The organism is Paenibacillus sp. NPDC055715, from assembly GCF_053617595.1.
Genome location: NZ_JBSHGA010000020.1, coordinates 36,936 through 62,152, shown reverse-complemented (window position 1 = coordinate 62,152; position 25,217 = coordinate 36,936). Strand labels below are relative to the sequence as shown.

Genomic DNA, 25,217 nt, shown 5'->3' with positions numbered 1-25,217 from the left:
CAGGATCAAACTCTCCATTAAAGACCAACCAAAGCTGGTTTATAGAAAGAGCGATTCGCTCATTTTGAAACTGACGAGATAAAATATCTCTTTTTGCTCCAGCTCCGTCCAGCCTTGCGGCATGTCCGAAACCTTCGCGATTCACTCACTCGTTGTTCAGTTTTCAAAGATCAAACCTTCATATTCTCTTGCTTTTGTTCTTAATTTGTTTCATCACCGCGTCTCAGTGGCGACCTTTATAATATATCATTTCTTTTTGAAATTTGCAATAGTTTTTTTAAATTTCTTTTTTCGAGCAAATTTCTTAAAAAAGGAACGAAATTTAATTTACCATGAATCCTAAATTGAGTCAATACTTATTTTGATATCAGAAAGTATAAACTTCTTAAGAGTTAACTTCCTGATATCTCTGAATTTATAGTTGGCTCTTATATCTTTTATTGTTTGGTTTGAGGGACGCGTCCTCTGCGGGCATATTTGGATAGTTCCTTGGCGGGTGCAAAGCGGGCATACATGCGGAAAACTGTTTTATACCGAAGCGCTATCGCATAACGAATATCCTGATCCAATCGGGTATCGCTCATATCAAGCAACATTTCATCAAGTTCCTTACGAAGAACATAATCCAGTTCCTTGCATTCTTTTTCGTTAAACAGCATTCCTAGCATATGACCATACTCCCTTATCAGCTTATTATATAGTGCTTATATTTGCCCAACTATTGTTTCAGTTTTTACCTGTTTTTAAACTCAACTGCTAAGGTTTCAAACTTATCCCGATTTAATTCCACATTTTCTCTTTGAGGCTCTCCCCTTTGTTATGTTCATTTTTCAGGAAAAATATAAATAACCGACCATAATATTTTAATGTGACAATAAACGATACGTTATTCCACTCTCAATTGCAGCTGCAATAAGCAGCAGAACAACGGACCATATAGATACCCTCAACGTCTGTTTCATAAAGAGCTTCCACGTTTGGTCAAGCCCTTTTCGTTTCAAACCTTTGCCTGCACTGATCGAGGACATTACTTGCCCCCCAAACTTCAAACCGAAAGCACAGGCGATAATTAAAACAGGTAATTCAATCACACCGTGCGGAAGTAGTCCTTTTACAATAATCTCATACAAGCTTCTGCCCGTATCCGCCTGTAAGTGTACAACAAACCCCAAAACCATCCCATTCATAATTAAAAATACAAACGGTACGATTCCAAATAGCGCCCCCATAAATATAACCAGCACACACTTGATCGCATTATTGAAAAAGATAAACACAAAAAAGCTCCATTGAGGATGTTCAAACTGCTGTAAACGCTGAGCCACTTCCCCCAATCCTGCCATTTGTTGAGCCAATATAGATTGAATAGGTCCTGTACTTAACCAGCCCACCACAATACTTATGCAAAACAGGTAAGCGGAAACTAAAATCAACTGTCTTGTCGTGTGTAAATCGTGAAAAAATGCTTTTACTCCCATCAGATTAATACCTCCTGCTAGTCCAATGGCATAATTAACAACCCCAGGCATAGCTTTAAGTAAACAAGCACTTCGTATGATGAAAGGGGCGTTATTAACCATGAATTCTTTTTTCTATGTACTGAACGGCAAAAAAATTAAACGGTTCTTTATCGTAGCGGCAGCGGCCATTTTCGCTATTGGGGTTATTTATGTTGAAACCGATAATGTTACCGTTTTTTCCGAGGAAGCACCAGCGGCCATTTATAGTGTACCCACAGACAAAAAGTTGATCGCTCTTACCTTTGATATTAGTTGGGGAGATAAGCGTACTCAACCCATCCTAAAGGTTCTTGAGGACAAAAAAGTAACCAAGTCCACCTTCTTTCTTTCTTCCCCATGGAGTAAAACACATCCGGAGCTTGTGAATCGGATTAAAGACAGCGGATATGAGATTGGCAACCATGGACATAAACATGAAAATTACAGCAGTCTAAGCGATGAGGACATTCGTAAGCAAATTTCAACAGCTCACACCACGTTGACCGATCTGACTGGACAGCCCCCGAAATTGATCCGTATGCCTAATGGTGATTTCGACCAAAGGGTACTTCAGGTCGCCAGCACTTTAGGCTATAAAACAATCCAGTGGGACACCGATTCTTTGGATTGGAAGAACCCTGGTACTCAGGTCATTATTGACCGTGTCGTGAAGAAAGCACATCCCGGTGACATTGTCCTTCTACATGCTAGTGATTCCTGTAAACAAACTCATGAAGCGCTACCCGTCATTATCGACAAATTGCGTGCGCAAGGTTATGAATTCGTAACTGTATCCGAACTGCTTCAACAGGGCACAGTAAAAGGCAAAGAGGTTCGTGATCAGGCCCTGGGTCTTTAAGGAGTTATTTTACAACGTTCTCAACAAAAATCCAAAAGTCAGACGACATATTTCACCTCATCAGTTCGCATACTATCCACATTCATGATGAAGGAGGAATACGGCCATGAATTGGACTCGTTTGCGATTAGTCAGCATGATATGCGTACTGGGCGTTGCGCTGACAGGCTGTGGTTCGGACCAGAGCTCCGCGCCTCCCCAGAACAGCTATAAAGAAATGAAAACCATGGTTGTCGATATTTTAAAAAGCGATGACGGAAAAAAAGCGGTGGAGGAAGCTTTGACCGGGGAAAGTAGCACATCCAAAGAAGGGCAATCCGGTCAAGGCAGCGGAGGTTCAGGTGGCAGTATGCAGATGAAAATGATTATGCCCACACAGTCAACAGAACAGATGAAAATCGCAGTCAAGGATACTCTGGTTTCTCCGGAATACAAAAAGGAAATCGAGAAAATTATGACTGATCCGCGCTTTGCCGGTGAGTTTGCCAAGGCCATCAACAGCCAAAGTAAGCAACTTCATATGCAACTTATTAAAGACCCTTCTTATCAAAAATCTATTGAGGCGATGCTCAAATCGCCAGAACTGACCAAAATGTATATGGATTTAACTAAAACCCCTGAATATCGCAAACAATCTATGACGGTTATGCACGATGCAATGCAGAATCCGATTTTCCGACTTGAGGTCATGAATCTACTCAAAACTGTCGTACAAGAGGAGCTTCAACCCAAGGTTGAGAAAAAAAGTGGTGGTCAAGACGAATCAAGCGGTGAAAAACAAGGTGGCGGTAGTGGGGATAGCGGCGGCGGACAAGGAGGTCAATAATGAACAGGCTGGTTCAGCAACCAGCCTTTTTTTCTTATTCAGATTCAGCGTGCAACGTGGTAATTTGAGTGGCGATATCGTTGTAGATCGCTCCCGTTGTCGATTCGGATTTATATACAGATGGTGAGAAATCCGCCTCTGATGGATGATTATCCGGAATACCCAGCGGAATTTGAGCTAAGAGTTTCGTATGAAGGGTGTCCGCCAGCATAGCCCCGCCCCCACGGCCGAAAACATAGTCCTTCTCTCCGGTAGAGGATATATAATAGGACATGTTCTCCACAACGCCAATGACTTTATGATCCGTTTGGAGCGCCATTGCTCCTGCACGTGCGGCCACAAAAGCTGCCGTCGCATGAGGGGTAGTCACAATGATTTCTTCACTCTGAGGGATCATCTGGTGCACATCAAGCGCTACATCCCCGGTTCCCGGCGGTAGATCAAGAATCATATAGTCCAGCTTGCCCCATTTCACATCGCTAAAAAACTGTCTGAGCATTCTTCCCAGCATGGGACCTCTCCAAATCACGGGGTTGTTCTCCCTGACAAAAAAGCCCATAGACATAATCTTGATGCCAAATCGCTCCACCGGCTGAATAATACCTTCTTCTACGGTAGGAACGTCCTCGACTCCGATCATATCCGGTACGCTAAATCCATAAATGTCGGCATCAATCAAACCCACACGTTTGCCCTGTCTAGCCAAAGCAGCCGCTAAATTTACAGCCACCGTCGATTTTCCGACACCGCCTTTTCCGCTGGCAATGGCAATAAACCGTACGCCAGATGCCGGATTCAGCAGCTCATGTTCTTCCATACCAGCAGCATGTCCCTTGGTCAAAGCCGGGTCAGCCACGTTCTCTCCCGTCTGAATGGCCGATCTTTCATGCTCAGACGCTTCACGAATACGAATATGAATATGGTTCAGCCCCGCTTCTTCCAACGTCTGTGTGATTTCCCTCTCCAGCTCTGCCCGTGCCCCTTCCTCCGCATTCAGACTAATGGCGGTCAAGGATACACGATCCTCTTTAATAACAACATCCCGAATAAAATGAAGATCGACCAAACGATGACCCGTGTGAGGCTCTCGTACCTGTTGAAGTAGCTCTATAACTTGCTCTCTGGATTGCATAAATAATCAGCACCTCTGCTTCAATGAATTTACGTAGCTGAAAACACTTACAGTATACCACTATCTGGCCTCAGGTGCTGAAAATGCTCCCTTTTCCCCAGCGCTATAACGCAACACTCCCTTATATATTGCTGCCGCCACCTGTCTCTGATAGGTCTCGTCGCTCAGTCGTCTGGCTTCCTCCGGATGGGATAAGAAGCCGACTTCTACGAGAGCTGATGGCATTTTGAGAGCCTTGAGCAAATATACCGTGTTCACCGTCTTGGCCACTCTGTCTGTGTTCTCCAAGTTGCGTTTAATCTCCTCCTGAATGAGGGAGGCCAAATTTTCGTTATCTGCATGATTAGGGACGTAAAAAGTCTGGGCTCCACTCCAGCGGCTCGACGGGATGCTGTTCATGTGAATGCTTAAAAAGAGATCCGCTTTATGCTCCTCAATCATGCGCACACGCTGCTTCAGGTCCTCCGTTTTTCTTCTCGCATAGCCCTTGGTTTCTTGCTGTGCCAGATCTCGGTCAGTCTCCCGAGTCATGACGACAACGGCTCCTGCTTGTTGTAAATAATCTCGCAAATAAAAGGCAATCGCCAGATTAATGTCCTTCTCAATGACACCTTCTTTGCTGACAGCCCCTCCATCGGGCCCTCCATGTCCTGCATCTATGGCAATTACTTTACCGGTAAGCGGAAGACTCCAATGGGTCCAGGCTCTCGAAGCAGGTACCTCATATAGAGCCAGCGTGATAAACAGAACGGCGAGACAGCAGCCCAGCAGTATTTTTTTCAGCGTCCGATAGCGAATCCACAATGTAATCTGGTGTTTATGATTATTTTTTTGCATAACAAAACGCCTCCGTCCCTATACAGATACTAATGATCTATATGGGACGAGGCGTGTAAATAGTACAACTCAGGAATGAACAAATTCTTTCATACCTTCAATCAACACTTGGGCGACTTCCGGTCGTGTAAATTCAGGCGGCGGGCAAACCCCCGAACGTAATAATTCCCGCACTTTGGTGCCCGAAAGCGTCAAATGATGCTCCTTGGGATGAGGGCATGTTTTACTAGAGGCCATATTTCCACACCGGGTGCAATAAAAGCTGTGTTCGAAGAACAACGGGGTAATCTCCAATTCCTCAGGTGTGAAGTTTTTGAAAATATCCTGAGCTTCGTACGTACCATAGTAGTCTCCTACACCTGCATGGTCCCTTCCTACAATAAAATGGGTACACCCATAGTTCTTCCGTACAATGGCATGAAAAATAGCCTCTCTCGGGCCAGCATATCGCATAGCAGCAGGAAACACGCCCAAAAAGGTACGATCAGCCGGATAATAGTTGTCTAGCAGCACCAGATAGCTCTTCATACGCACATCTGCCGGAACGTCATCAGACTTGGTTTCGCCAACGAGCGGATTCAGAAATAACGCATCGACAATCTCCATCGCGCTTTTTTGGATATACTCATGCGCCCGATGCACTGGATTACGGGTTTGGAATCCGACTACTGTTTTCCAGCCTTTTTCAGCAAAATGATTGCGTGTCTGCGCCGGTGTGTAATAAAACTCACCAAATTGCGCGGGTTCTGGCCGATTCAGCACCTGCACAGACCCCCCTACATAAGTAGCTGGTCGCTCCAAAAGTTTTTTGACACCAGGATGCGCCGGGTCATCCGTCTTGAATACACGTCTGGCTTCCTCTGCCTGATTAACCTGATATATACTCTCAATATCAAGTACAGCATATATGGTACCGTCCGTTTCACCCACTAAAGCGACCTGTTGCCCCAATGTCAGTTCCCCGGCTATGCTCTCCGTAACCGCAAGCGTAATGGGGATACTCCAGACTGTGTCATCTGCAAGACGCATATCCGCTACCACCGACCGATAGTCAGCTTCGTTCATAAACCCTGTCAGCGGAGAAAACGCCCCCACTCCAATCAAGTCTAGATCGGAAATAGTCCATGAATTTACACGGATAGGAAACAATTCACGTGCGGCCTGCAAAAGTGTTTTTTGCTCTGAACCTGTAATGATTCTATCGACAAGCGTTCCACCATGCGGAAGAATTACAGTCATAATGCACTTCCTTTCTGTTCATTAATGCCCTTCACAGCTACTTGTGTATCGTTATTGATGGAGTCCACACTCCGTTTTCTCATTGCCTGACCAGCGTCCAGCACGAGGATCTTCGCCCGGAAGGACTTTACGCGTGCATTGCTCACAACCGATGCTGGGATAGTTACGATCATGTAGCGGATTATACAGCACTTCATGCGTATGAATATAGTTCCACACGTCCTCTGATGTCCAGTTTGCCAACGGGTTGAATTTAACGAGACCGAACTTTTCGTCATACTCAATCTTTTTTGCATTTGCACGGGTAGGAGCCTGATCTCGGCGAATGCCGGTAATCCATGCATCGTATTGCGATAAAATACGTGTCAGCGGCTCTACTTTACGTATACCACAGCATGTGTTGGGATCTGATTTCCAAAGCTCTTCTCCATGCTTAGCCGCTTGCTCTTCCGGAGTAATTAAGGGAGATACCCGCACAAAATCCATGTTGTATTTTTCCTTCATCTGATCACGCGTATCGTAAGTTTCTTGAAAATGAAAGTCAGTGTCCAAATAAAAAACATCACTGGAGGGACTAATTTTTTGCAGCATATCTACAAGCACTACATCCTCCGCCCCAAAGCTGCAAGCAAAAGTAAGATTCGGAAACGTATGAACAGCATACTGAATAATTTCCTCAGGCGTAGCCTCTTCCAGCTCAATTGCCTTGATCCTGATCAACTCTTCTTTCTCCAACAAGTTCATTATCAATACGCCTCCATATGAAGATTCATAAATAAATTCCAGCATTCCAATACCGACTAAACTAATAAGAATAAATATAGTATAAAACTTTTATATTTATTGTCAATCCAGAGGAATGTGTCTTTTTATATATAATCTTTTGCCCTAAAAATGCAGAATCATTGTCCTGCAAGCATTCTATAATCCACTCCTCCGTATCTGAATAGGTTCATTATGCCTATATCTAACCTTACAGCGTTCGCAGAGGCGATTTCTGAGGATCTGATTCGCTGGACACAAGGTAGGGCGCTTATCGCTACCGGGAGCCCCTTTGAGCCTGTCACCTATGAAGGTATAGTTTATGAGATCGGACAATCGAACAATGCATTTGTGTTCCCTGGATTCGGGCGGGCGCGATTGCAGTACAGGTCAAGAAGATCACCGGAGGTATGTTTATTGCCGCTGAAAATGCTGTGGCTGAGATGGTGGACAGCACTAAGCCGGGAAGAGCCCTTCTACCCAGTGTATACAAGCTGAAAGAGGTAACCTTTGCTGTAAGCCTTAGCCGTGGCCAAAGCAGCTATACAGGACGGCACAGCCAGTGTCAAACCAGATCATATTGAGCAGTCGCTTCGTGAACTCATGTGGAAACCGAACTATCGACGTGTAACTGCGCTAAGCTAAGGCGAATGTACGGAGATATGTTGAGTATTCACTTCGTATCATATTTAGTCACAGGTTATGAACACAACGGGATAAACTGAATTGAAATAAACAAATACGATTGTGCATAACATAACTGCCTTTGATTACAAAGTGGACAACTTCGAGTGTTCCTTGCACAATCAAGGCGGTTATTTTGTGTCCATACGGTTTTATAATTCACTCCTTCACTTTACTACTGTTTACTCTCTGGAGCGGGAAGGAGTCAATGTTCTTAGTTAGAATAACTGTAGCACTTATCCACATGTGGATATTTTCAAAAAAAGATTTATAGCATAAAAAAGAACCCTTTCCATAAGGAAAAGGTTCTTCTGTATTCGAAATATTAACGTTTCGAGAACTGTGGTGCGCGACGAGCGGCTTTGAGGCCGTATTTTTTACGTTCTTTCATACGTGGATCACGAGTCAGGAAGCCTGCTTTTTTCAAAGCTGGACGGAATTCCGGATCTGCTTTCAGCAAAGCACGGGAAATACCGTGTCGAATTGCGCCTGCTTGACCAGAGATACCACCACCATGAGCAATAACGAGTACGTCATAGCTACCTACTGTTTCAGTCAGGTTCAATGGTTGTTTTACGATCAGTTTGAGTGTTTCCAAACCGAAATATTCATTAATATCACGCTTGTTGATGACAATGCGTCCTTCACCCGGTACGAGACGAACACGAGCTACCGAATGTTTACGACGACCTGTCCCATAGTATTGTACTTGTGCCATGAAACTGTCCTCCCTTTTAATTATCCGCGAAGTTCGTAAACTTCAGGTTTTTGTGCTGCATGTGGATGCTCTACGCCTTTGTAAGCTTTAAGTCTCAGCTTCATTTTCTCGCCTTGACGAGTTTTAGGAAGCATACCGTGAACAGCCAATTCCAGCATACGCTCAGGCTTGTTCTTAACCATGTCTTGTGCAACCGTTACTTTCAGACCACCCGGGTGCAGGGAGTGACGATAGTATTTTTTGTTCTCCATTTTCTTACCAGTCAATACGATTTTCTCCGCATTGATTACAACAACAAAATCACCTGTGTCCACATGTGGTGTAAACTGTGGCTTGTGTTTGCCGCGAATCAACGCAGCCGCTTCGCTTGCCAGACGGCCGAGCGTTTTGCCTTCGGCATCAATGATGTGCCAGTTGCGCTCAACTTCATTTGGCTTCGCCATATACGTAGTACGCATGAAAAGTTTCCTCCTTAAGTTCGTTAACAGAAATCATCATTTATCTTCGTTCGTTAAGTTGCTGCATTATTGATGGATTAGATGTTACTTGAAAGTGATCGTCTTAATTGGGGCTGTGGGAAAGCCATTAAGAAAACACAACTTTTATATTACAGGATAACCACCAATTCTGCAAGGGTAAAATCAATGTTTTTTGATGTTATCGTCGTACTCCACATTCCAGAGGGTCAAAGCATGTCCAACAGCCGTAGGACCGGCCTTTGAGCGATTCTTGGCTTCTAAAATGGAAGGAATATCATCCGGCGATTTTTTGCCTTCTCCCACTTCCAGCAAAGTTCCCATAATGATCCGAACCATGTGCTGTAAAAATCCACTGCCTGTAATATACGTATGAATAATTCCCTGATCATCCGAACCCGGACGTGAAAAGGAATGGTCTACTGTCATAAAGGCTTCGTAAATTGTGCGGACATGATTCGTTTTCTGGGAACGTCGGGATGCGAACGATGTATAGTCAAAAGTGCCAATTAAATGGCTCAGCCCTTCCTCCATCGCTCGTATATCCAAACTCGTCGGGTGATGTGCCTGTGTACGACGGTGAAAGATGTCCGGAAACCGGTTCGCATTAATGCTGTACCGATACGTCTTCCGCTTCGCCATACGGCGTGCATGAAAGGACAACGGCACCTCTCTCGCATCTGTAACGATGATATCACGAGGCAGCCAGGCATTGAGAGCCAGACACCAGCGCTGTATCGGGATCGGCGATTCAGTATGAAAATTGAATACCTGCCCATATGCATGTACACCTGCGTCTGTACGGCCTGACCCTGTAATTTTAAGACGTTCGCCCGTCAATGAGTAAATAGCATTTTCAAGATAATCCTGAATGGTATTACCACTGGGCTGCGTCTGAAAGCCATCATAGCGGGTTCCGTCATAGTTCACCTTCATGCACAAGTTCCGCATGTTTCTCACACCTTTGCAGGGGTATTCACTGGCCTTATAAGGAATAACCGAACATAATAAAGGAGAAGCCCTTCAGGACTCCTCCAAGAGAAAAAAAGGGCTGTTCAGAATCAAGCTGATTCTGTCCACCCTTCCCTCATCTTCGCCTGTTTACGCGCGGTCAACCAGTTCCAGATATACCATTGGAGCGGCATCGCCACGACGAGGTCCTAATTTCAGGATACGAGTGTATCCACCTGGACGCTCAGTGTAACGTGTAGCCAATTCGCTAAACAGCTTTTGGATTGCATCCTGCTCACCATCCAAAGTTTCACGGCGAACGAACGCAGCCACTTGACGGCGTGCGTGCAGATCTCCTTTTTTCGCTTTAGTGATCAGTTTTTCAGCAATAGAACGAACTTCTTTCGCTTTAGCCTCAGTAGTTTGGATACGCTCGTACAAGAACAAATCGGTTACCAAATCACGAAACAAAGCTTTACGGGCACTGGAGTTACGGCCCAATTTTTGGTATGCCATGTAGTTTCCCCTCCTTCACAAAAACGTTGCTGTACTATTCTTCCGTACGAAGTCCTAAACCAAGTTCCTCAAGCTTCTCTTGTACTTCTTCCAAAGATTTGCGACCCAAGTTGCGGACCTTCATCATATCTTCTTCGGACTTAGTAGTGAGTTCTTGTACCGTATTGATACCAGCGCGCTTAAGGCAGTTATAGGAACGGACGGAGAGATCCAGCTCTTCGATCGTCATTTCAAGAACTTTTTCTTTCTTGTCTTCTTCTTTTTCGACCATAATTTCTGCATCTTTTGCTTCGTCGGTGAGACCCACGAACAACATCACATGCTCGGTCAAAATTTTTGCTCCAAGGCTTACTGCTTCCTCAGGGCGAATACTTCCGTCAGTCCAAACCTCGAGTGTCAGCTTGTCATAATTCGTAACCTGGCCGACACGCGTATTTTCTATGCCGTAGTTCACGCGTGAAATCGGAGTGTAGATGGAGTCGACGGGAATGACGCCGATCGGCTGGTCATCACGTTTATTCCGATCCTGCTTAACGTAACCGCGACCGCGATTGGCGAAAATACGCATGTGAAGTCTCGAACCCGGTCCGAGAGTAGCAATGTGAAGATCCGGATTAAGAATTTCCACATCACTGTCCGCACGGATATCTCCTGCCGTTACAACTCCTTCGCCTTCCGCATCGATTTCGAGTACCTTCTCTTCATCTGAGTGGATTTTAAGCGATAAAGCTTTCAGGTTCAGTATGATCTCCGTTACGTCTTCCTTCACACCGGGAACCGTTGCAAATTCGTGCAAAACTCCATCGATCTGAACCGATGTGACTGCTGCCCCCGGTAACGAGGATAACAGAATACGGCGAAGCGAGTTTCCCAGCGTTGTACCGTACCCGCGTTCCAGCGGTTCTACCACGAATTTTCCATAGGTGCCATCATCATTGACGTCTACCGTCTCAATTTTCGGCTTTTCGATTTCTATCACTGCAATATCCCTCCTTCAAAACGTCGCTCCTATATGAAACATTCACCTTATCCATAGTCTATCATGCAGTATGTCTAAACATCCATTCTTGGCAGATTGTGCCGGAATTATACTACACGCAGAGGAGAAATCTCATTAGACGCGACGACGTTTTGGAGGACGGCATCCGTTATGAGGTACCGGAGTTACGTCTTTAATCAGGTTAACTTCCAGTCCAGCTGCTTGCAAAGAGCGGATTGCTGCTTCGCGCCCTGCGCCTGGTCCTTTAACCATGACTTCGACAGTTTTCATGCCGTGTTCCATTGCAGCTTTAGCAGCAGTTTCTGCGGCCATTTGGGCTGCGAATGGAGTAGATTTACGGGAACCACGGAATCCCATGCCGCCTGAGCTGGCCCAAGAGATTGCGTTACCGTGTGGATCTGTGATCGTAACGATCGTGTTGTTGAACGTGGAACGGATGTGTGCCACGCCAGTCTCGATATTTTTACGGTCACGGCGTTTTGTACGTACAACTTTTTTCGGTTTAGCCATTGAATGTTATCCTCCCTTCTTATTTCTTTTTGTTCGCTACAGTCCGACGAGGACCTTTACGAGTACGAGCATTAGTTTTGGTACGTTGTCCGCGAACAGGCAAACCACGACGGTGACGAACACCACGGTAGCAGCCAATCTCAGTCAGACGTTTAATATTCAAGGAAATTTCACGACGCAGATCGCCTTCTACTTTAACTTCTTTGTCGATCGTTTCACGTAATTTGCTCACTTCATCTTCAGTCAAATCACGAACACGCGTGTTTGCACTGATGCCTGTTTCCTTCAAAATTTTCTGAGAAGTCGTTTTACCGATTCCGAAAATGTAAGTCAAGGCGATCTCAACGCGTTTGTCACGTGGCAAATCCACACCAGCTATACGAGCCATTTTACGCTACACCCCCTTCTATTAACCTTGTTTTTGTTTGTGTTTCGGATTTTCGCAAATAACCATTACATTCCCTTTACGGCGAATGACTTTGCATTTTTCGCAAATAGGTTTTACAGAAGGTCTTACCTTCATGTTGATTACCTCCTCCAAGCTTTACCCTGGTAAAACTCGCTTCGTGAACATTCACATCGTTTTGCCGAGCAAAACAAGTTTTTTCAAAAAAAATGACGTACGTTTAATTAAACCTGCATGAATTACTTGCGGTACGTAATACGGCCTTTAGTTAAATCGTAAGGCGATAACTGTACAACCACCTTATCGCCTGTCAAAATACGGATAAAGTGCATCCGCAGTTTTCCGGAAACATGAGCAAGAATTTGATGACCGTTCTCCAGCTCTACCTTGAACGTAGCGTTCGGCAGTGGCTCGATTACCGTACCTTCAACCTCAATGACATCTTCTTTGGCCAAAGTCAGTCTCCTTTCTCTTCAGCTTGGTATTCGGACGACTCCAGGAAAGATTTCACTGCATGACGCAGCTTTCCATTTGTCACTCGACCGCTTTCGTTTAAACTGTTTACAACCTCGCTACTAATCTTGGGCTGAGGCATCAGATGAAGAACGTTTTTCTTCTTCGCCTGATTAAACTTTCGTTTGTCCCCGTCCGCAATATATACAAACCTGCTTCCCGCTATAGAAACGACAACCGCAATCTGTCCGACATCTCTGCCTTTCAGAATCTTCACCAGCTGACCGATTTGCAGGTTTCCTTGCTGAATCATTCAAATCACCTACGCACTCAGTTTCGTGAAAATGTCCATGCCGTCCGTTGTGACCGTCACCGCTTGCTCGTTACGAGCATGAGAGGCCACGTTCATCGTTACGACCGTCCAGTTGTCTTCCAGCGCCCCCACATGGCGAGAACCTATATGAACCATGAGTTCAATAGCCAGCACCATGCTGGTTTTCAACCTCGGCCCCTGTTCGGGAATGCCACGGTTTGGATTCTCAATATATTGCCGAATGGCATGCGACATTGTAAACTGGCGAGTCTTCGCGATGATATCGCCTTTGTTTAACTTGCGTTTGCCGGGAAATCCGTGCACCAGTTGTTCGTTGACTGAAGCGCAAATGCTGGCAGGAAAACCGTTATAACCTTTAAAAGACGGCACAGCTCCTTGACTGCGAATATACCGATCAGCTAAATGATCAAGTTCACCGGTCGTAATACCGGGCTCGATGTGTTCCGCCAAGAAATGATTCGTTTCCGTATCCACTCTCTCGGCTTTCCTCATAAAGCTTAATTCCGTCCCCGACATGCAAATGATCATTACAGCTAACCCCGCAACAAGGACACGATATTTTTGGAAACCATATCAATATCCTGTTCTCCGTCAAAATGACGCAGAAGATTCTGGTTCTCATAAAACGTGAGGAGTGGTGCTGTTTTATTACTATATTCGTCAAACCGTGTTCTTACGCTATCCTCGTTATCGTCAGGGCGCTGATAGAGTTCCCCGCCGTCTTTATCGCAAATGCCTTCAACCTTCGGAGGATTAAAGACAACATGATAGCTAGTTCCACAGATTTTGCAAACTCGCCGTCCTGTGATTCGTACCAACAATTTGTCACGATCCACTTTCAGGTTGATGACGTCATCAAGCTTCGTATTCAAACGACCCAAAATTTGATCCAAGGCTTCAGCCTGAGCTAAAGTTCTAGGAAAACCGTCGAGCAAGAAGCCTTTCTTACAGTCCGGCTGTTGCAGTCGTTCTTCAACGATGCCAATCGTTACGTCATCCGGAACAAGCTCACCCTTGTCGATATAATCTTTGGCTTTAATGCCAATAGGTGTTCCCTGTTTCATCGCCAGGCGAAATGCATCACCTGTCGAGATATGAGGAATGCCGAATTCCTTCACAATGACATCTGCTTGTGTACCTTTACCAGCCCCCGGAGGGCCCATGATTAAAATATTCACAATCTGTCACTCCTCAAGACGACCCCTACACAAGAAACAGCACAAAAGGTGCCGGTAAGCATGCGAACATCCTAAGCCGGAACCTATTGCCTATTTGTTGATGAAGCCTTTGTAATGGCGTTTGATCAGTTGGCTTTCGATCTGCTTCATCGTATCCAATGCTACACCAATAATGATGAGCAATGAAGTACCGCCAATTTGCACGGAACGAGGCAAGCCCGAAAGAGAACCGAAGAATACCGGCAATACGGATATGACTGCAAGGAACAAAGCCCCTGTCATTGTCAAACGTGACATTACTCGTGTCAAGTATTTCTCCGTGGCTTTACCCGGACGAATTCCAGGAATATAACCGCCGTTTTTCTTCATGTTATCGGCCATTTGCTGCGGATTCATCTGTACAAAGGTATAGAAGAATGTGAAACCGATAATCATTACGACATACAAAACCATACCCAGCGGCTTGTCATAATACAAGTAAGTGGTAACCCACTTCGCCCAAGCTTGATCTGCCCAAAAACTCGCAATAATTGTCGGGAACTGCAGCAATGATACCGCAAAGATTACCGGAATAACGCCTGCCGCATTAATTTTCATCGGAATATGCGTATTCTGGCCACCGTACATTTTGTTGCCAACTACACGTTTCGCGTATTGTACCGGGATTTTCCGAATACCTTGCTGGATGTAGATAACACCCACAATAATCAGAATAATCACCAAGGCAATAATAATTGCCTTTAGAATATTCATAAACAGTTGATCTGCCTGAATAAACTGGGATTCCACAACCGTCCGAATATGTCTTGGAATACCTGCCGCGATCCCTGCAAAGATAACGATAGAGATACCGTTGCCGATTCCCTTTTCGGTAATTTGCTCACCTAGCCACATAAGGAACGTAGTTCCGGCTGTAAGCACAATAGCAATTACCAGATAATCTGCAAAAGTGGCCCCTGGAATCATAGCTGCACCATACAGTCGGTTAAAGCCAATCGACGTGCCGAATGCTTGAATCAAGCCCAGTATAACCGTACCATACCGTGTAAGTTGAGCCAACTTCTTTTTACCATGCTCTCCTTGTTTAGCCCATTCCGCAAGTTTCGGAATCACGTCCATTGACAGCAACTGTACAATGATGGACGCTGTAATATATGGCATAATCCCGAGGGCAAAGATCGAGAACTGAAACAAAGCGCCCCCTGAGAAGGTGTTAAGGAGTCCAAATAACTCGCTTCCTGCCTGATCCTGAGAAGTAAAGACTTGTTTGTTCACGCCGGGAACTGGCACGAAAGAGCCAATACGATATACAAACAGTATAAACAGGGTAAACAGGATTCGGGTTCTAAGATCCTCAACCCGCCATATATTTTTCAGGGTCTTGAACATTAGATCACCTCGGTTTTACCACCGGCAGCTTCAATTTTCTCTACCGCAGATTGAGAGAACTTGTTCGCTTTAACCGTCAATTTCACAGTGATTTCACCGTTACCCAGAATTTTAATTCCGGATTTCGCGTTTTTCACAATGCCATTGTTCAGTAAAAATTCAGGGCTTACTTCTGTACCCGCTGCAAAACTGTTCAAATCTTCGATATTCAAAACCGCATACTCTTTACGAGTAGGATTTACGAAACCGCGTTTAGGCAAGCGACGATACAGTGGGTTTTGACCACCCTCGAAGCCCGGACGTACACCACCGCCGGAACGAGCGTTTTGACCCTTATGACCACGACCAGAGGTTTTACCCGTACCGCTACTAGGACCACGACCCAAACGTTTACGTTCTTTGCGGGAGCCTGGAGCTGGGGAAAGCTCATGTAACTTCATCGTTCGTTGCACCTCCTTGATTATTGTTAAAATATTTTATTTCCTAAGCCTCGATTTCTTTAACAGAAACCAAATGGCTAACTTGATTGATCATCCCGCGAATCGCTGGATTGTCGGGTTGAATTACTTTATGGTTGATTTTACGCAAGCCGAGCGTTTTAACAGTCGTTCTTTGAGTACCAGGACGACCGATCAACGAACGAACGAGGGTAATTTCTAATTTCGCCATGACATTCCCTCCTTAGCCTAGCAGCTCTTCGATGGATTTGCCGCGCAATTTTGCAACTTCTTCAGCGCGTTTCAAACGGGACAAACCTTCCAGTGTCGCATTGACCATGTTCATGGAATTTGAAGAACCCAGAGATTTTGTCAAGATGTCACCTACACCAGCAAGTTCCAGTACAGCACGAACCGGACCGCCAGCGATAACTCCAGTACCTTCCGATGCCGGTTTCAACAGAACCCGGCCAGCACCGAACTTACCTGTAACAAGGTGAGGAATAGTTGTTCCTACGAGCGGAACGTGAACCAGGTTTTTCTTAGCATCTTCAATACCTTTGCGAATCGCATCAGGTACTTCGCCAGCTTTACCTATTCCGGCGCCTACCCAGCCGTTACCGTCGCCTACTACTACCAGAGCACTAAAGCTGAAACGGCGTCCGCCTTTGACAACTTTAGCTACACGATTAATATTTACTACTCTTTCAGTCAGTTCCAAAGTGTTCGGATCTACACGCAAGTCGTTAACCTCCTTTTGAGAAATGTCTTAGAATTCAAGGCCTGCTTCGCGAGCTGCATCAGCCAAAGCTTGAATCCGTCCATGATACAAGTATCCACCACGGTCAAATACGATGTTAGCATGACCTTTTTCTTTTGCACGTTTAGCAACGAGTTCGCCAACCTTACGAGCTGCTTCTACGCTACCGCCGTTTTTAATTTCACTGCTCAGTTCTTTATCCATAGTGGATGCAGATACCAATGTTACACCAGCTACATCATCAATCAGTTGTGCGTAGATATGTTTGGAAGAACGGAACACGTTCAGACGAGGACGTACAGCCGTACCTTCGATTTTCTTACGTACACGCAGATGTCTTCTGACACGTGCTTTATTTTTATCTTGTTTTGTAATCATCTTAAGTTTTCACTCCCTTCAGTTTGCCTTTTAAAGCTTTATACTAAGACGCACTGGGTAAAAAAGAAGTACGAAGTCTTTCCGATAGAAAGACCGCACAAAGTCGGTAAGAAACTTATTTCTTCTTACCGGCTTTACCTTCTTTACGAATGATGCGCTCGCCTTCGTATTTAATCCCTTTACCTTTGTACGGCTCAGGTTCACGAACGGAACGAATTTTAGCAGCATAGGCACCTACACGCTCTTTATCAATTCCGCGAACGATGATTTTAGTGTTCGAAGGAACTTCGAATTCGATGCCTGCTTCCGGTGTGATTTCAACCGGGTGAGAGTATCCAACGTTCAGAACGATTTTATCTCCGGATTTGCTTGCACGATATCCGACCCCAACCAACTCCAGAGATTTTGAAAATCCTTCAGTTACACCACTAACCATGTTGTTGACAACGCTGCGGGTTGTTCCATGCAAAGAGCGGTGAAGTTTGTTGTCCGAAGGACGAATTACGTTGATTTCATTGTTTTCCACAGTAACGGACATGTCTTTATGAAGCTCACGAGTCAATGTTCCTTTAGGACCTTTAACTGTGATCGCTGTGTTGTTCAAAGTTACGTCAACACCACTTGGTACTGTGATTGGCTTACGACCAATACGGGACATATCTGTTGCACCTCCTATCTTTTAAACGTTATCTTACCAAACGTAGCAAACCACTTCTCCGCCGGCTTTAGACTGACGTGCTTCTTTGTCGGTCATGATGCCTTTAGATGTCGAAATGATCGCGATCCCGAGTCCACCCAAAACGCGTGGAATCTCATTGCTCTTCGTGTAAACGCGAAGACCTGGTTTACTGATTCTTTTCAAACCTGTAATAACACGTTCGTTGTTTGCACCGTATTTCAAGAAAACACGGATGATCCCTTGTTTGCTATCTTCAACAAATTCCGCATCACGGATGAATCCTTCACGTTTCAGGATGTCGGCAATTTGTTTTTTCATTGTAGATGCAGGCATTTCTACTGTTTCGTGACGAACTGTGTTCGCGTTACGAATACGAGTAAGCATATCTGCAATTGGATCAGACATAGTCATTGTGTATAAACCTCCTTCCCAAACAGGACTTTTTACCAGCTTGCTTTTTTCACGCCAGGAATCTGGCCTTTATAAGCTAATTCACGGAAGCAAATTCTGCAGATCTTAAACTTTTGCAGCACCGAATGTGGACGACCACAACGCTCGCAACGAGTATAAGCACGAACTTTAAACTTTGGTGTGCGTTGTTGTTTGACTTTCATTGAAGTTTTTGCCACTTAGCCTGACACCTCCTAAATAGTTTCGGAGAACAGGGTGTCTTTTATATCAGACGCCCGAAACGATATGCCAACATTACTTTGCGAAAGGCATGCCCAGCTGAGTCAGAAGCTCACGGGACTCTTCGTCAGTTTTGGCAGTCGTTACGATAACGATATCCATACCACGAACTTTATCAACTTGATCGTACTCGATTTCCGGGAAGATCAATTGTTCTTTCAGACCAAGCGTGTAATTACCACGTCCGTCGAAAGCTTTTGTTGAAACACCATGAAAGTCACGTACGCGAGGAAGCGTGATGTTGAACAATTTGTCCAAGAAATAATACATACGCTCACCACGAAGTGTTACCTTTACACCGATCGGCATGTTTTCACGCAATTTAAAACCTGCAATAGATTTCTTTGCGCGAGTGATTACTGGTTTTTGACCAGCGATCATCTGCATGTCGTTCACAGCTGAATCAAGCACTTTGGAGTTTTGGACTGCGTCGCCAACACCCATGTTGATTACAACTTTCTCGATTTTAGGCACTTGCATTACTGATGTATAGCTGAACTTCTGCATCAAGGCAGGAGTAATTTCTTTCAAGAAACGCTCTTTCATTCTTGTTGTTGCCATGAATCATAGACCTCCTTTCTTTGAAAAATAATTAGTCGATCACTTCGCCAGAACGTTTTGCAATGCGCACTTTTTTCCCGTTGTCCAATACTTTGTAACCAACACGAGTTACTTTTCCGCTCTTCGGATCAATGTGCATAACGTTGGAAACGTGAATCGGAGCTTCTTTCTCGATGATGCCGCCTTGTGGATTCAGCTGATTAGGCTTTTGGTGTTTTTTAATCATGTTAACACCTTCCACAAGCACACGGTTTTGACGAGGGTAAGCAGCGATAACGCGACCTTTTTTACCTTTATCTTTACCTGTAATCACCAGAACAGTATCGTCTTTTTTGACGTGCAGCTTGTTGTTATGGGATTCCAGAACTTTTTTCACTTTTGGCATTTCGTACACCTCCTACGGGCACATTTTAAGGTGAATTTAGATCACTTCCGGAGCCAAGGAAACAATTTTCATGAAGTCCTTGTCACGAAGTTCGCGAGCAACTGGTCCGAAAATACGAGTACCACGTGGACTCTTGTCTTCTTTAACGACCACCGCTGCGTTCTCGTCAAATCCGATGTAGGAACCGTCTTTACGGCGGATAGAACGTTTAGTACGAACGACAACCGCTCTTACTACATCACCCTTTTTGACAACGCCGCCTGGTGTTGCTTGTTTTACGGAACAAACGATCAGGTCACCAATTTGAGCTGTACGACGTCCCGTACCACCGAGCACACGGATACACATCAGTTCCTTCGCGCCGGAATTGTCAGCTACAGTCAAACGTGTAAATGGTTGAATCATTTATTTATCCTCCTTTCGGAAAAACTACACTACATTAGATTATAACAGCTTTTTCAACGATTTCGACCAGTCTCCAGTTTTTGTCTTTGGACAAAGGGCGAGTCTCCATGATTTTAACAGTATCACCGATTTGTGCGGTGTTGTTTTCATCATGCGCTTTGAATTTCTTAGTTACTTTAATGCGTTTATGGTAGAGATCATGCTTTTTGTAGGTTTCTACAGCAATCACAATCGTTTTATCCATTTTGTCGCTGACTACTTTACCGACTAAAATTTTACGGGCATTACGTTCGCTCATTGTTGGCCTCCTTCCTAATTACAGGCGGAATCTCCACCCGGTCTGATATCTTAGCTAATCCCAAGTTCTCTTTCACGGATCACGGTTTTAGCACGAGCAATTTCCTTACGTACATCGCCGATCCGAGTCGGGTTATCAAGCTGACCGGTAGCGAGTTGAAAACGAAGGTTAAAGAGTTCTTCTTTGAACCCAGAGATCTTTTGTTCAATTTCAGCAGTGGTTAGGTTGCGAAATTCACTAGCCTTCATTTGCTTCACCACCCAATTCTTCACGTTTCACAAACTTAGTTTTGATTGGCAGTTTGTGAGCGGCAAGACGCATTGCTTCACGAGCAATCTCTTCCGGAACACCAGCAAGTTCGAACATGATCTTACCTGGTTTCACTACTGCAACCCATTTTTCTACGTTACCTTTACCACTACCCATACGAACCTCAAGAGGCTTCTGAGTAATTGGTTTGTCAGGGAAAATTTTAATCCAAACCTTACCACCACGTTTGATGTAACGAGTCATCGCAATACGAGCAGCTTCGATCTGACGGTTAGTAATCCATGCAGGTTCAGTAGCTTGCAAACCATACTCACCAAAGTTCAGTGTAGTGCCGCCTTTTGCACGGCCCTTCATATGACCACGTTGTTGCTTACGATGCTTTACGCGTTTTGGTACCAACATGTTTAGTTGCCTCCTTCCTGAGGAGCTTGTTTCTTAGCTGGAGGAAGAACCTCTCCACGATAAATCCATACTTTTACGCCAATACGGCCGTAAGTAGTATGAGCTTCCGCTGTACCGTAGTCAATGTCGGCACGAAGCGTATGCAGTGGAACTGTTCCTTCGCTGTACCCTTCGGAACGAGCGATTTCGGCACCGCCAAGACGTCCGCCTACTTGAGTTTTAATTCCTTTTGCTCCAGAACGCATAGTTCTTTGGATTGCTTGTTTCAAAGCACGACGGAAAGAAACACGACGTTCCAATTGTTGTGCAATGCTCTCAGCAACCAAGATTGCATCCAGCTCAGGATTTTTAATTTCAGAAATATTGATGTGTACCTTTTTACCGCCTGCGATTTTAGTGATTTCATTACGCAAGTTTTCAACTTCGGAACCACCCTTACCGATAACCATACCAGGTTTCGCAGTGTGAATCGTTACGTTGACGCGGTTAGCTGCTCTCTCGATTTCAACACGGGATACAGCGGAATCTTTCAATCTTTTTTTCAGATGTTCACGAATTCTAACGTCTTCCAGCAAAAGATCACCGAAATCTTTGCCTGCATACCATTTGGATTCCCAATCACGGATAATACCGATTCGGAGTCCGATTGGATTTACCTTTTGGCCCACACGTTTTCCCTCCTTATTTTTCAGATACCACCAGAGTAATATGACTGGTGCGTTTATTGATGCGGCTTGCACGACCCATTGCGCGCGGGCGGAACCGTTTCATTGTAGGACCTTGGTTTACAAAAACTTGCGATACTACCAAGTTGTTCACGTCCAAAGAGTAGTTGTGGTCTGCATTTGCAATCGCAGAATTCAACAATTTCTCAACGACTGGAGAAGCGGATTTTGGAGTATGACGAAGAATTGCAATCGCCTCACCAACTTGCTTACCGCGAATCAAATCGATAACGAGTTTCACTTTACGAGCGGAAATCCGTACGGATTTAGCATGTGCTTTTGCTTCCATTGAGTTTACCTCCTCTCAAACACTACGCTGTGTTGATTATCTTCTTGTTTTCTTATCGTCATCTGTATGGCCTTTGTACGTACGTGTTGGAGCGAATTCGCCCAATTTGTGTCCAACCATATCTTCCGTTACGTATACTGGCACGTGTTTACGACCATCGTATACACCAAACGTATGTCCAATAAATTGCGGGAAAATCGTAGAGCGACGGGACCAAGTTTTGATCACGACTTTTTTGTCCGATTCGTTCAAAACCTCTACTTTTTTCAGCAGGTAACCATCAACGAATGGTCCTTTTTTGAGACTGCGACCCATGTATGAATCCTCCCTTCGTTAAAACGTTATCGTTCCTTAATATGTTAACGTGCGACTTAAGCGCACGTCTTATTACTTAGTACGACGACGAACGATGTATTTATCAGATGCTTTACCTTTTTTACGTGTTTTGTAACCAAGGGTTGGTTTACCCCATGGAGACATTGGAGATTTACGTCCGATTGGGGCGCGACCTTCACCACCACCGTGTGGGTGATCGTTAGGGTTCATAACAACACCGCGAACTTCAGGACGTTGTCCCAACCAACGGCTACGTCCGGCTTTACCGATCTTCACCAATTCATGGTCTTCGTTACCAACAGAACCGATTGTAGCGCGGCAAACTTTCAGAACGCGACGAACTTCACCAGAAGTCAAACGAATTGTTACATACTTCTCTTCTTTACCAAGAAGTTGGGCTTCCGTACCGGCAGCACGAACGAGTTGACCACCTTTGCCCGGCTTCAATTCAATGTTGTGGATAACCGTACCTACTGGAATGTTTTCCAAAGGCAAAGAGTTACCAATTTTGATATCGGAACCTACGCCGGATACCACTTCGTCTCCTACTTTCAAGCCTTTAGGAGCGATGATGTAACGTTTTTCACCATCCACATAGTGGATAAGTGCGATGTTGGACGTACGGTTTGGATCATATTCGATCGTAGCAACGCGGCCCGGTATTCCATCTTTGTTACGTTTGAAGTCAATAATACGGTATTTACGTTTGTGTCCGCCGCCTTGATGACGAACCGTAATTTTACCTTGGTTATTACGTCCAGCTTGCTTGCTCAGAGGTGCCAGCAACGATTTCTCGGGCTGATTAGTTGTGATCTCCTCGAAAGTAGATACAGACATAGCACGTCTGGCCGGGGACGTCGGTTTATACTTTTTAATTGGCACTGAGTTTCCCTCCTTACTTTACAGTTTCAACTATACCGTTTCAAAAAACTCAAGCGGCTTACTGTCTTTGCTCAGCGTTACGAACGCTTTTTTCCACTCGCTCGTATAGCCGGAATGACGTCCGTAGCGTTTTGGTTTTGCAGGAACACGAAGCGTGTTTACGTTACTTACTTTCACGTTAAAGATCGCTTCGATTGCTTTTTTAACTTCGACTTTATTGGAACGAATGTCTACCTCGAAAACGTATTTCAAGTCATTCATCATACCAGCCGTACGTTCGGTGATAACCGGACGTTTAATAATATCACGAGGATCCTTCATTACGCGAGCACCTCCTCTACCTTCTGAACTGCTTCCTTCGTAATGATCAGTTTGTCGTGTCCAAGCACGTCAAGAACATTAATGCCGTCTGCGGATACAAACTTCACACCAGGAATATTACGAGCGGACAGAGCCACATTATCATCATAGCTAGGTGCTACAATCAATGCTTTACGGTCAGCTTTAAGATTGTTCAAAATGGCTGCGAATTCTTTCGTTTTAGGTCCGTTCAGCGTAAGAGCGTCCAATACGATGATTTCATTCTCAATCACTTTAGAAGACAAAGCTGATTTGATCGCCAAGCGACGAACCTTTTTAGGCAATTTGTAAGCATAGCTGCGTGGAGTCGGACCAAATACAATACCGCCGCCAACCCATTGCGGTGCACGGATCGAACCTTGACGAGCGCGGCCGGTACCTTTTTGTTTCCAAGGTTTACGTCCGCCGCCACGTACTTCAGAACGTCCTTTTACTTTGTGAGTACCTTGACGCAGGGAAGCCAATTGCATAACAACAGCGTCATGAAGAACGTGTTTATTCGGTTCGATACCGAATACTGCGTCGTTCAATTCAATTTCGCCAACTTGGCTGCCGCTAATATTAAAAAGTGCTACTTTTGGCATTTCGTGTTCCTCCTTTCTTCAGTTGTTTATTTCTTCACCGTATCTATTACTTTAACGAAGCTGTTTTTAGGTCCTGGAATGGAGCCTTTCACGAGCAATACATTACGTTCTGTATCGATCTTAACAACTTCAAGGCGTTGGATCGTTACCGTTTCATGCCCCATGTGTCCTGGCAGGTGTTTACCTTTAGGAACGCGGTTAGCTTGAATGGAGCCCATCGAACCTGGACCTCTGTGGTAACGCGAGCCGTGTGCCATTGGTCCGCGGCTTTGTCCCCAACGTTTGATAACGCCGGCAAAACCTTTACCTTTAGAAATACCTGTTACGTCAACGAATTCGCCTTCTGTGAAGACATCAGCCTTCAGTTCTTGGCCAACCTCGTACGCAGCAAGGTCGATGCCACGAAGTTCACGAACGTAGCGCTTAGGTGCAGTATTTGCCTTTTTCGCATGTCCTGCTTCAGGTTTATTGGATCTTTTTTCTTTTTTATCAGAGAAACCGAGTTGAATAGCTTCGTATCCATCGTTTTCCAGATCTTTCTTTTGCAGAACAACACAAGGACCCGCTTCGATAACCGTAACAGCAAGTACGTTACCTTCAGGGGTAAACACTTGAGTCATTCCGAGTTTTTTTCCTAAGATACCTTTCATGTTGACACCTCTTTTCTTTTCCTAATCACAAATTACAATTTAATTTCGATATCTACACCGGACGGCAGGTCCAAGCGCATCAAGGCATCCACAGTTTGTGGAGTCGGGTTAACAATGTCGATCAGACGCTTATGTGTACGCATTTCGAACTGTTCCCGGGAATCCTTGTACTTGTGTACCGCACGGAGAATAGTAATGATTTGTTTTTCAGTTGGCAGCGGAATTGGTCCGGATACACCTGCGCCCGAACGTTTAGCTGTTTCAACAATTTTCTCAGCGGATTGATCAAGAATTCTGTGATCGTAAGCTTTCAAACGAATACGAATCTTTTGCTTTGCCATTTTAGTCCCTCCTTTT

At 44.8% G+C, this 25,217-nt stretch carries 42 protein-coding genes and 1 pseudogene; 3 read left to right on the top strand and 40 right to left on the bottom strand.

Translation table 11 applies throughout. The features are described 5' to 3' along the window. Nucleotides 1–437: 437 nt before the first annotated feature. Entirely contained in the window at nucleotides 438–668 is a 231-nt protein-coding gene (locus tag ACWGOO_RS21280; protein ID WP_013312131.1) for a hypothetical protein, read from the bottom strand. Between the two features lie 195 nt (nucleotides 669–863). Next, on the bottom strand, nucleotides 864–1,478 hold the full coding sequence (locus tag ACWGOO_RS21275) for a stage II sporulation protein M (RefSeq protein WP_452486626.1): 615 nt from the start codon (nucleotides 1,476–1,478) through the stop codon (nucleotides 864–866). 100 nt (nucleotides 1,479–1,578) lie between these two features. Here ACWGOO_RS21275 and pdaB point away from each other — a divergent pair, with 100 nt between their 5' ends. Together pdaB and gerD are read left to right on the top strand one after the other, a co-directional pair. Next, nucleotides 1,579–2,358 (top strand): polysaccharide deacetylase family sporulation protein PdaB, encoded by a 780-nt coding sequence (gene pdaB, locus ACWGOO_RS21270; RefSeq protein ID WP_452486625.1) that lies wholly within the window; start codon nucleotides 1,579–1,581, stop codon nucleotides 2,356–2,358. Between the two features lie 106 nt (nucleotides 2,359–2,464). After that, nucleotides 2,465–3,184, top strand: a complete 720-nt coding sequence (gerD, locus tag ACWGOO_RS21265; protein ID WP_452486623.1) for a spore germination lipoprotein GerD — start codon at nucleotides 2,465–2,467, stop codon at nucleotides 3,182–3,184. Nucleotides 3,185–3,218: 34 nt separating this feature from the next. On the opposite strand, the gene ACWGOO_RS21260 is transcribed toward gerD, so the two are convergent. From ACWGOO_RS21260 to ACWGOO_RS21245, 4 genes are all read right to left on the bottom strand, one after another. Further along, nucleotides 3,219–4,316 carry an Mrp/NBP35 family ATP-binding protein gene (locus tag ACWGOO_RS21260; protein ID WP_452486621.1) on the bottom strand — a complete coding sequence of 366 codons (1,098 nt, stop codon included), beginning with the start codon at nucleotides 4,314–4,316 and terminating at the stop codon, nucleotides 3,219–3,221. Between the two features lie 60 nt (nucleotides 4,317–4,376). Continuing rightward, nucleotides 4,377–5,153 carry an N-acetylmuramoyl-L-alanine amidase CwlD gene (cwlD, locus tag ACWGOO_RS21255; RefSeq protein ID WP_452486619.1) on the bottom strand — a complete coding sequence of 259 codons (777 nt, stop codon included), beginning with the start codon at nucleotides 5,151–5,153 and terminating at the stop codon, nucleotides 4,377–4,379. 69 nt (nucleotides 5,154–5,222) lie between these two features. Continuing rightward, the gene (sat, locus tag ACWGOO_RS21250; protein WP_452486617.1) at nucleotides 5,223–6,392 is read right to left on the bottom strand and encodes a sulfate adenylyltransferase; all 1,170 of its coding nucleotides are present in this window, start codon (nucleotides 6,390–6,392) and stop codon (nucleotides 5,223–5,225) included. Between the two features lie 51 nt (nucleotides 6,393–6,443). Further along, on the bottom strand, nucleotides 6,444–7,136 hold the full coding sequence (locus ACWGOO_RS21245; protein ID WP_452486616.1) for a phosphoadenylyl-sulfate reductase: 693 nt from the start codon (nucleotides 7,134–7,136) through the stop codon (nucleotides 6,444–6,446). Between the two features lie 213 nt (nucleotides 7,137–7,349). Here ACWGOO_RS21245 and ACWGOO_RS21240 point away from each other — a divergent pair. Further along, nucleotides 7,350–7,738, top strand: a pseudogene (locus ACWGOO_RS21240) (malic enzyme-like NAD(P)-binding protein). Between the two features lie 425 nt (nucleotides 7,739–8,163). Here ACWGOO_RS21240 and rpsI read toward each other — a convergent pair. The 34 genes from rpsI to rpsJ form a co-directional block, all read right to left on the bottom strand. Next, entirely contained in the window at nucleotides 8,164–8,556 is a 393-nt protein-coding gene (rpsI, locus tag ACWGOO_RS21235; protein WP_013312140.1) for a 30S ribosomal protein S9, read from the bottom strand. Between the two features lie 20 nt (nucleotides 8,557–8,576). Next, the gene (gene rplM, locus ACWGOO_RS21230; RefSeq protein WP_452486614.1) at nucleotides 8,577–9,014 is read right to left on the bottom strand and encodes a 50S ribosomal protein L13; all 438 of its coding nucleotides are present in this window, start codon (nucleotides 9,012–9,014) and stop codon (nucleotides 8,577–8,579) included. Between the two features lie 183 nt (nucleotides 9,015–9,197). Next, nucleotides 9,198–9,983 carry a tRNA pseudouridine(38-40) synthase TruA gene (gene truA / locus ACWGOO_RS21225; RefSeq protein ID WP_452486612.1) on the bottom strand — a complete coding sequence of 262 codons (786 nt, stop codon included), beginning with the start codon at nucleotides 9,981–9,983 and terminating at the stop codon, nucleotides 9,198–9,200. Between the two features lie 150 nt (nucleotides 9,984–10,133). After that, complete coding sequence (rplQ, locus tag ACWGOO_RS21220; protein ID WP_013312143.1) at nucleotides 10,134–10,499, bottom strand: 50S ribosomal protein L17; 366 nt, start codon at nucleotides 10,497–10,499, stop codon at nucleotides 10,134–10,136. A gap of 34 nt (nucleotides 10,500–10,533) precedes the next feature. Next, a complete protein-coding gene (locus tag ACWGOO_RS21215) occupies nucleotides 10,534–11,478 on the bottom strand; it encodes a DNA-directed RNA polymerase subunit alpha (RefSeq protein ID WP_014278300.1) in 945 nt (314 codons plus the stop codon). A gap of 135 nt (nucleotides 11,479–11,613) precedes the next feature. Beyond that, nucleotides 11,614–12,009 (bottom strand): 30S ribosomal protein S11, encoded by a 396-nt coding sequence (gene rpsK / locus ACWGOO_RS21210; protein WP_013312144.1) that lies wholly within the window; start codon nucleotides 12,007–12,009, stop codon nucleotides 11,614–11,616. Between the two features lie 19 nt (nucleotides 12,010–12,028). Beyond that, the gene (gene rpsM, locus ACWGOO_RS21205) at nucleotides 12,029–12,397 is read right to left on the bottom strand and encodes a 30S ribosomal protein S13 (RefSeq protein ID WP_007432560.1); all 369 of its coding nucleotides are present in this window, start codon (nucleotides 12,395–12,397) and stop codon (nucleotides 12,029–12,031) included. A 21-nt stretch (nucleotides 12,398–12,418) separates the two neighbouring features. Then, entirely contained in the window at nucleotides 12,419–12,532 is a 114-nt protein-coding gene (gene rpmJ, locus ACWGOO_RS21200; RefSeq protein WP_003333770.1) for a 50S ribosomal protein L36, read from the bottom strand. Nucleotides 12,533–12,654: 122 nt separating this feature from the next. Beyond that, on the bottom strand, nucleotides 12,655–12,870 hold the full coding sequence (infA, locus tag ACWGOO_RS21195) for a translation initiation factor IF-1 (RefSeq protein WP_006212898.1): 216 nt from the start codon (nucleotides 12,868–12,870) through the stop codon (nucleotides 12,655–12,657). A 2-nt stretch (nucleotides 12,871–12,872) separates the two neighbouring features. Then, the gene (locus tag ACWGOO_RS21190) at nucleotides 12,873–13,181 is read right to left on the bottom strand and encodes a hypothetical protein (RefSeq protein WP_452486609.1); all 309 of its coding nucleotides are present in this window, start codon (nucleotides 13,179–13,181) and stop codon (nucleotides 12,873–12,875) included. A gap of 9 nt (nucleotides 13,182–13,190) precedes the next feature. Next, complete coding sequence (locus ACWGOO_RS21185) at nucleotides 13,191–13,730, bottom strand: M24 family metallopeptidase (RefSeq protein ID WP_452486607.1); 540 nt, start codon at nucleotides 13,728–13,730, stop codon at nucleotides 13,191–13,193. A 5-nt stretch (nucleotides 13,731–13,735) separates the two neighbouring features. Then, entirely contained in the window at nucleotides 13,736–14,380 is a 645-nt protein-coding gene (locus tag ACWGOO_RS21180) for an adenylate kinase (protein WP_452486605.1), read from the bottom strand. A gap of 90 nt (nucleotides 14,381–14,470) precedes the next feature. Continuing rightward, nucleotides 14,471–15,769, bottom strand: a complete 1,299-nt coding sequence (gene secY / locus ACWGOO_RS21175; RefSeq protein WP_452486603.1) for a preprotein translocase subunit SecY — start codon at nucleotides 15,767–15,769, stop codon at nucleotides 14,471–14,473. Continuing rightward, nucleotides 15,769–16,209 (bottom strand): 50S ribosomal protein L15, encoded by a 441-nt coding sequence (gene rplO, locus ACWGOO_RS21170; RefSeq protein WP_013312149.1) that lies wholly within the window; start codon nucleotides 16,207–16,209, stop codon nucleotides 15,769–15,771. The genes secY and rplO overlap by 1 nt, the downstream gene beginning before the upstream one ends. Before the next feature lie 43 nt (nucleotides 16,210–16,252). Next, nucleotides 16,253–16,438: a 50S ribosomal protein L30 gene (gene rpmD / locus ACWGOO_RS21165; protein ID WP_014278305.1), complete on the bottom strand. Its 186-nt coding sequence runs from the start codon at nucleotides 16,436–16,438 to the stop codon at nucleotides 16,253–16,255. A 12-nt stretch (nucleotides 16,439–16,450) separates the two neighbouring features. Beyond that, nucleotides 16,451–16,948, bottom strand: coding sequence for a 30S ribosomal protein S5 (gene rpsE / locus ACWGOO_RS21160; protein WP_013312151.1), 498 nt, complete (start codon nucleotides 16,946–16,948; stop codon nucleotides 16,451–16,453). A 27-nt stretch (nucleotides 16,949–16,975) separates the two neighbouring features. Beyond that, the gene (gene rplR, locus ACWGOO_RS21155; RefSeq protein WP_007432568.1) at nucleotides 16,976–17,344 is read right to left on the bottom strand and encodes a 50S ribosomal protein L18; all 369 of its coding nucleotides are present in this window, start codon (nucleotides 17,342–17,344) and stop codon (nucleotides 16,976–16,978) included. A 115-nt stretch (nucleotides 17,345–17,459) separates the two neighbouring features. Beyond that, nucleotides 17,460–18,002, bottom strand: a complete 543-nt coding sequence (gene rplF, locus ACWGOO_RS21150) for a 50S ribosomal protein L6 (protein ID WP_014278307.1) — start codon at nucleotides 18,000–18,002, stop codon at nucleotides 17,460–17,462. 33 nt (nucleotides 18,003–18,035) lie between these two features. Continuing rightward, entirely contained in the window at nucleotides 18,036–18,434 is a 399-nt protein-coding gene (gene rpsH, locus ACWGOO_RS21145) for a 30S ribosomal protein S8 (RefSeq protein WP_014278308.1), read from the bottom strand. Between the two features lie 32 nt (nucleotides 18,435–18,466). Continuing rightward, nucleotides 18,467–18,652, bottom strand: coding sequence for a type Z 30S ribosomal protein S14 (locus ACWGOO_RS21140; protein ID WP_013312154.1), 186 nt, complete (start codon nucleotides 18,650–18,652; stop codon nucleotides 18,467–18,469). 76 nt (nucleotides 18,653–18,728) lie between these two features. Next, the gene (rplE, locus tag ACWGOO_RS21135) at nucleotides 18,729–19,274 is read right to left on the bottom strand and encodes a 50S ribosomal protein L5 (protein WP_452486599.1); all 546 of its coding nucleotides are present in this window, start codon (nucleotides 19,272–19,274) and stop codon (nucleotides 18,729–18,731) included. Between the two features lie 31 nt (nucleotides 19,275–19,305). Further along, the gene (gene rplX / locus ACWGOO_RS21130) at nucleotides 19,306–19,659 is read right to left on the bottom strand and encodes a 50S ribosomal protein L24 (protein WP_013312155.1); all 354 of its coding nucleotides are present in this window, start codon (nucleotides 19,657–19,659) and stop codon (nucleotides 19,306–19,308) included. 36 nt (nucleotides 19,660–19,695) lie between these two features. Continuing rightward, the gene (gene rplN / locus ACWGOO_RS21125; RefSeq protein ID WP_007432573.1) at nucleotides 19,696–20,064 is read right to left on the bottom strand and encodes a 50S ribosomal protein L14; all 369 of its coding nucleotides are present in this window, start codon (nucleotides 20,062–20,064) and stop codon (nucleotides 19,696–19,698) included. A 34-nt stretch (nucleotides 20,065–20,098) separates the two neighbouring features. After that, entirely contained in the window at nucleotides 20,099–20,362 is a 264-nt protein-coding gene (gene rpsQ / locus ACWGOO_RS21120; RefSeq protein WP_330721634.1) for a 30S ribosomal protein S17, read from the bottom strand. A gap of 50 nt (nucleotides 20,363–20,412) precedes the next feature. Further along, on the bottom strand, nucleotides 20,413–20,610 hold the full coding sequence (gene rpmC, locus ACWGOO_RS21115) for a 50S ribosomal protein L29 (RefSeq protein ID WP_014278310.1): 198 nt from the start codon (nucleotides 20,608–20,610) through the stop codon (nucleotides 20,413–20,415). Further along, complete coding sequence (gene rplP / locus ACWGOO_RS21110; protein WP_007432576.1) at nucleotides 20,600–21,034, bottom strand: 50S ribosomal protein L16; 435 nt, start codon at nucleotides 21,032–21,034, stop codon at nucleotides 20,600–20,602. The genes rpmC and rplP overlap by 11 nt, the downstream gene beginning before the upstream one ends. A 2-nt stretch (nucleotides 21,035–21,036) precedes the next feature. Next, nucleotides 21,037–21,702 carry a 30S ribosomal protein S3 gene (gene rpsC, locus ACWGOO_RS21105; RefSeq protein WP_044647211.1) on the bottom strand — a complete coding sequence of 222 codons (666 nt, stop codon included), beginning with the start codon at nucleotides 21,700–21,702 and terminating at the stop codon, nucleotides 21,037–21,039. Nucleotides 21,703–21,715: 13 nt separating this feature from the next. Then, nucleotides 21,716–22,048 (bottom strand): 50S ribosomal protein L22, encoded by a 333-nt coding sequence (gene rplV / locus ACWGOO_RS21100; protein WP_354455247.1) that lies wholly within the window; start codon nucleotides 22,046–22,048, stop codon nucleotides 21,716–21,718. Nucleotides 22,049–22,084: 36 nt separating this feature from the next. Continuing rightward, nucleotides 22,085–22,363, bottom strand: a complete 279-nt coding sequence (gene rpsS, locus ACWGOO_RS21095; RefSeq protein ID WP_025685935.1) for a 30S ribosomal protein S19 — start codon at nucleotides 22,361–22,363, stop codon at nucleotides 22,085–22,087. Between the two features lie 72 nt (nucleotides 22,364–22,435). Continuing rightward, nucleotides 22,436–23,266 (bottom strand): 50S ribosomal protein L2, encoded by an 831-nt coding sequence (gene rplB, locus ACWGOO_RS21090; RefSeq protein WP_025685936.1) that lies wholly within the window; start codon nucleotides 23,264–23,266, stop codon nucleotides 22,436–22,438. A gap of 30 nt (nucleotides 23,267–23,296) precedes the next feature. Beyond that, a complete protein-coding gene (gene rplW, locus ACWGOO_RS21085; RefSeq protein WP_013312159.1) occupies nucleotides 23,297–23,587 on the bottom strand; it encodes a 50S ribosomal protein L23 in 291 nt (96 codons plus the stop codon). Then, nucleotides 23,587–24,210, bottom strand: coding sequence for a 50S ribosomal protein L4 (gene rplD / locus ACWGOO_RS21080; RefSeq protein ID WP_452486594.1), 624 nt, complete (start codon nucleotides 24,208–24,210; stop codon nucleotides 23,587–23,589). The genes rplW and rplD overlap by 1 nt, the downstream gene beginning before the upstream one ends. Nucleotides 24,211–24,236: 26 nt before the next feature. Next, on the bottom strand, nucleotides 24,237–24,860 hold the full coding sequence (gene rplC / locus ACWGOO_RS21075) for a 50S ribosomal protein L3 (protein ID WP_452486592.1): 624 nt from the start codon (nucleotides 24,858–24,860) through the stop codon (nucleotides 24,237–24,239). 32 nt (nucleotides 24,861–24,892) lie between these two features. Then, nucleotides 24,893–25,201, bottom strand: a complete 309-nt coding sequence (gene rpsJ, locus ACWGOO_RS21070) for a 30S ribosomal protein S10 (RefSeq protein ID WP_005544556.1) — start codon at nucleotides 25,199–25,201, stop codon at nucleotides 24,893–24,895. Nucleotides 25,202–25,217: the final 16 nt, after the last annotated feature.

What these genes read in the sequence shown, in the direction of transcription:
- ACWGOO_RS21280 (WP_013312131.1), bottom strand. Translation starts at nt 668, where the DNA reads ATGCTAGGAATGCTGTTTAACGAAAAAGAATGCAAGGAACTGGATTAT.
- ACWGOO_RS21275 (WP_452486626.1), bottom strand. Translation starts at nt 1,478, where the DNA reads ATGGGAGTAAAAGCATTTTTTCACGATTTACACACGACAAGACAGTTG.
- pdaB (WP_452486625.1), top strand. Translation starts at nt 1,579, where the DNA reads ATGAATTCTTTTTTCTATGTACTGAACGGCAAAAAAATTAAACGGTTC.
- gerD (WP_452486623.1), top strand. Translation starts at nt 2,465, where the DNA reads ATGAATTGGACTCGTTTGCGATTAGTCAGCATGATATGCGTACTGGGC.
- ACWGOO_RS21260 (WP_452486621.1), bottom strand. Translation starts at nt 4,316, where the DNA reads ATGCAATCCAGAGAGCAAGTTATAGAGCTACTTCAACAGGTACGAGAG.
- cwlD (WP_452486619.1), bottom strand. Translation starts at nt 5,153, where the DNA reads ATGCAAAAAAATAATCATAAACACCAGATTACATTGTGGATTCGCTAT.
- sat (WP_452486617.1), bottom strand. Translation starts at nt 6,392, where the DNA reads ATGACTGTAATTCTTCCGCATGGTGGAACGCTTGTCGATAGAATCATT.
- ACWGOO_RS21245 (WP_452486616.1), bottom strand. Translation starts at nt 7,136, where the DNA reads ATGAACTTGTTGGAGAAAGAAGAGTTGATCAGGATCAAGGCAATTGAG.
- rpsI (WP_013312140.1), bottom strand. Translation starts at nt 8,556, where the DNA reads ATGGCACAAGTACAATACTATGGGACAGGTCGTCGTAAACATTCGGTA.
- rplM (WP_452486614.1), bottom strand. Translation starts at nt 9,014, where the DNA reads ATGCGTACTACGTATATGGCGAAGCCAAATGAAGTTGAGCGCAACTGG.
- truA (WP_452486612.1), bottom strand. Translation starts at nt 9,983, where the DNA reads ATGCGGAACTTGTGCATGAAGGTGAACTATGACGGAACCCGCTATGAT.
- rplQ (WP_013312143.1), bottom strand. Translation starts at nt 10,499, where the DNA reads ATGGCATACCAAAAATTGGGCCGTAACTCCAGTGCCCGTAAAGCTTTG.
- rpsK (WP_013312144.1), bottom strand. Translation starts at nt 12,009, where the DNA reads ATGGCTAAACCGAAAAAAGTTGTACGTACAAAACGCCGTGACCGTAAA.
- rpsM (WP_007432560.1), bottom strand. Translation starts at nt 12,397, where the DNA reads ATGGCTCGTATAGCTGGTGTGGATTTGCCACGTGACAAACGCGTTGAG.
- rpmJ (WP_003333770.1), bottom strand. Translation starts at nt 12,532, where the DNA reads ATGAAGGTAAGACCTTCTGTAAAACCTATTTGCGAAAAATGCAAAGTC.
- ACWGOO_RS21190 (WP_452486609.1), bottom strand. Translation starts at nt 13,181, where the DNA reads ATGATTCAGCAAGGAAACCTGCAAATCGGTCAGCTGGTGAAGATTCTG.
- ACWGOO_RS21185 (WP_452486607.1), bottom strand. Translation starts at nt 13,730, where the DNA reads ATGATCATTTGCATGTCGGGGACGGAATTAAGCTTTATGAGGAAAGCC.
- secY (WP_452486603.1), bottom strand. Translation starts at nt 15,769, where the DNA reads ATGTTCAAGACCCTGAAAAATATATGGCGGGTTGAGGATCTTAGAACC.
- rplO (WP_013312149.1), bottom strand. Translation starts at nt 16,209, where the DNA reads ATGAAGTTACATGAGCTTTCCCCAGCTCCAGGCTCCCGCAAAGAACGT.
- rpmD (WP_014278305.1), bottom strand. Translation starts at nt 16,438, where the DNA reads ATGGCGAAATTAGAAATTACCCTCGTTCGTTCGTTGATCGGTCGTCCT.
- rplR (WP_007432568.1), bottom strand. Translation starts at nt 17,344, where the DNA reads ATGATTACAAAACAAGATAAAAATAAAGCACGTGTCAGAAGACATCTG.
- rplF (WP_014278307.1), bottom strand. Translation starts at nt 18,002, where the DNA reads ATGTCCCGTATTGGTCGTAAGCCAATCACAGTACCAAGTGGTGTTGAC.
- rpsH (WP_014278308.1), bottom strand. Translation starts at nt 18,434, where the DNA reads ATGACTATGTCTGATCCAATTGCAGATATGCTTACTCGTATTCGTAAC.
- rplE (WP_452486599.1), bottom strand. Translation starts at nt 19,274, where the DNA reads ATGGCAACAACAAGAATGAAAGAGCGTTTCTTGAAAGAAATTACTCCT.
- rplX (WP_013312155.1), bottom strand. Translation starts at nt 19,659, where the DNA reads ATGCCAAAAGTGAAAAAAGTTCTGGAATCCCATAACAACAAGCTGCAC.
- rplN (WP_007432573.1), bottom strand. Translation starts at nt 20,064, where the DNA reads ATGATTCAACCATTTACACGTTTGACTGTAGCTGACAATTCCGGCGCG.
- rpsQ (WP_330721634.1), bottom strand. Translation starts at nt 20,362, where the DNA reads ATGAGCGAACGTAATGCCCGTAAAATTTTAGTCGGTAAAGTAGTCAGC.
- rpmC (WP_014278310.1), bottom strand. Translation starts at nt 20,610, where the DNA reads ATGAAGGCTAGTGAATTTCGCAACCTAACCACTGCTGAAATTGAACAA.
- rplP (WP_007432576.1), bottom strand. Translation starts at nt 21,034, where the DNA reads ATGTTGGTACCAAAACGCGTAAAGCATCGTAAGCAACAACGTGGTCAT.
- rplV (WP_354455247.1), bottom strand. Translation starts at nt 22,048, where the DNA reads ATGGAAGCAAAAGCACATGCTAAATCCGTACGGATTTCCGCTCGTAAA.
- rpsS (WP_025685935.1), bottom strand. Translation starts at nt 22,363, where the DNA reads ATGGGTCGCAGTCTCAAAAAAGGACCATTCGTTGATGGTTACCTGCTG.
- rplW (WP_013312159.1), bottom strand. Translation starts at nt 23,587, where the DNA reads ATGAAGGATCCTCGTGATATTATTAAACGTCCGGTTATCACCGAACGT.
- rplD (WP_452486594.1), bottom strand. Translation starts at nt 24,210, where the DNA reads ATGCCAAAAGTAGCACTTTTTAATATTAGCGGCAGCCAAGTTGGCGAA.
- rplC (WP_452486592.1), bottom strand. Translation starts at nt 24,860, where the DNA reads ATGAAAGGTATCTTAGGAAAAAAACTCGGAATGACTCAAGTGTTTACC.
- rpsJ (WP_005544556.1), bottom strand. Translation starts at nt 25,201, where the DNA reads ATGGCAAAGCAAAAGATTCGTATTCGTTTGAAAGCTTACGATCACAGA.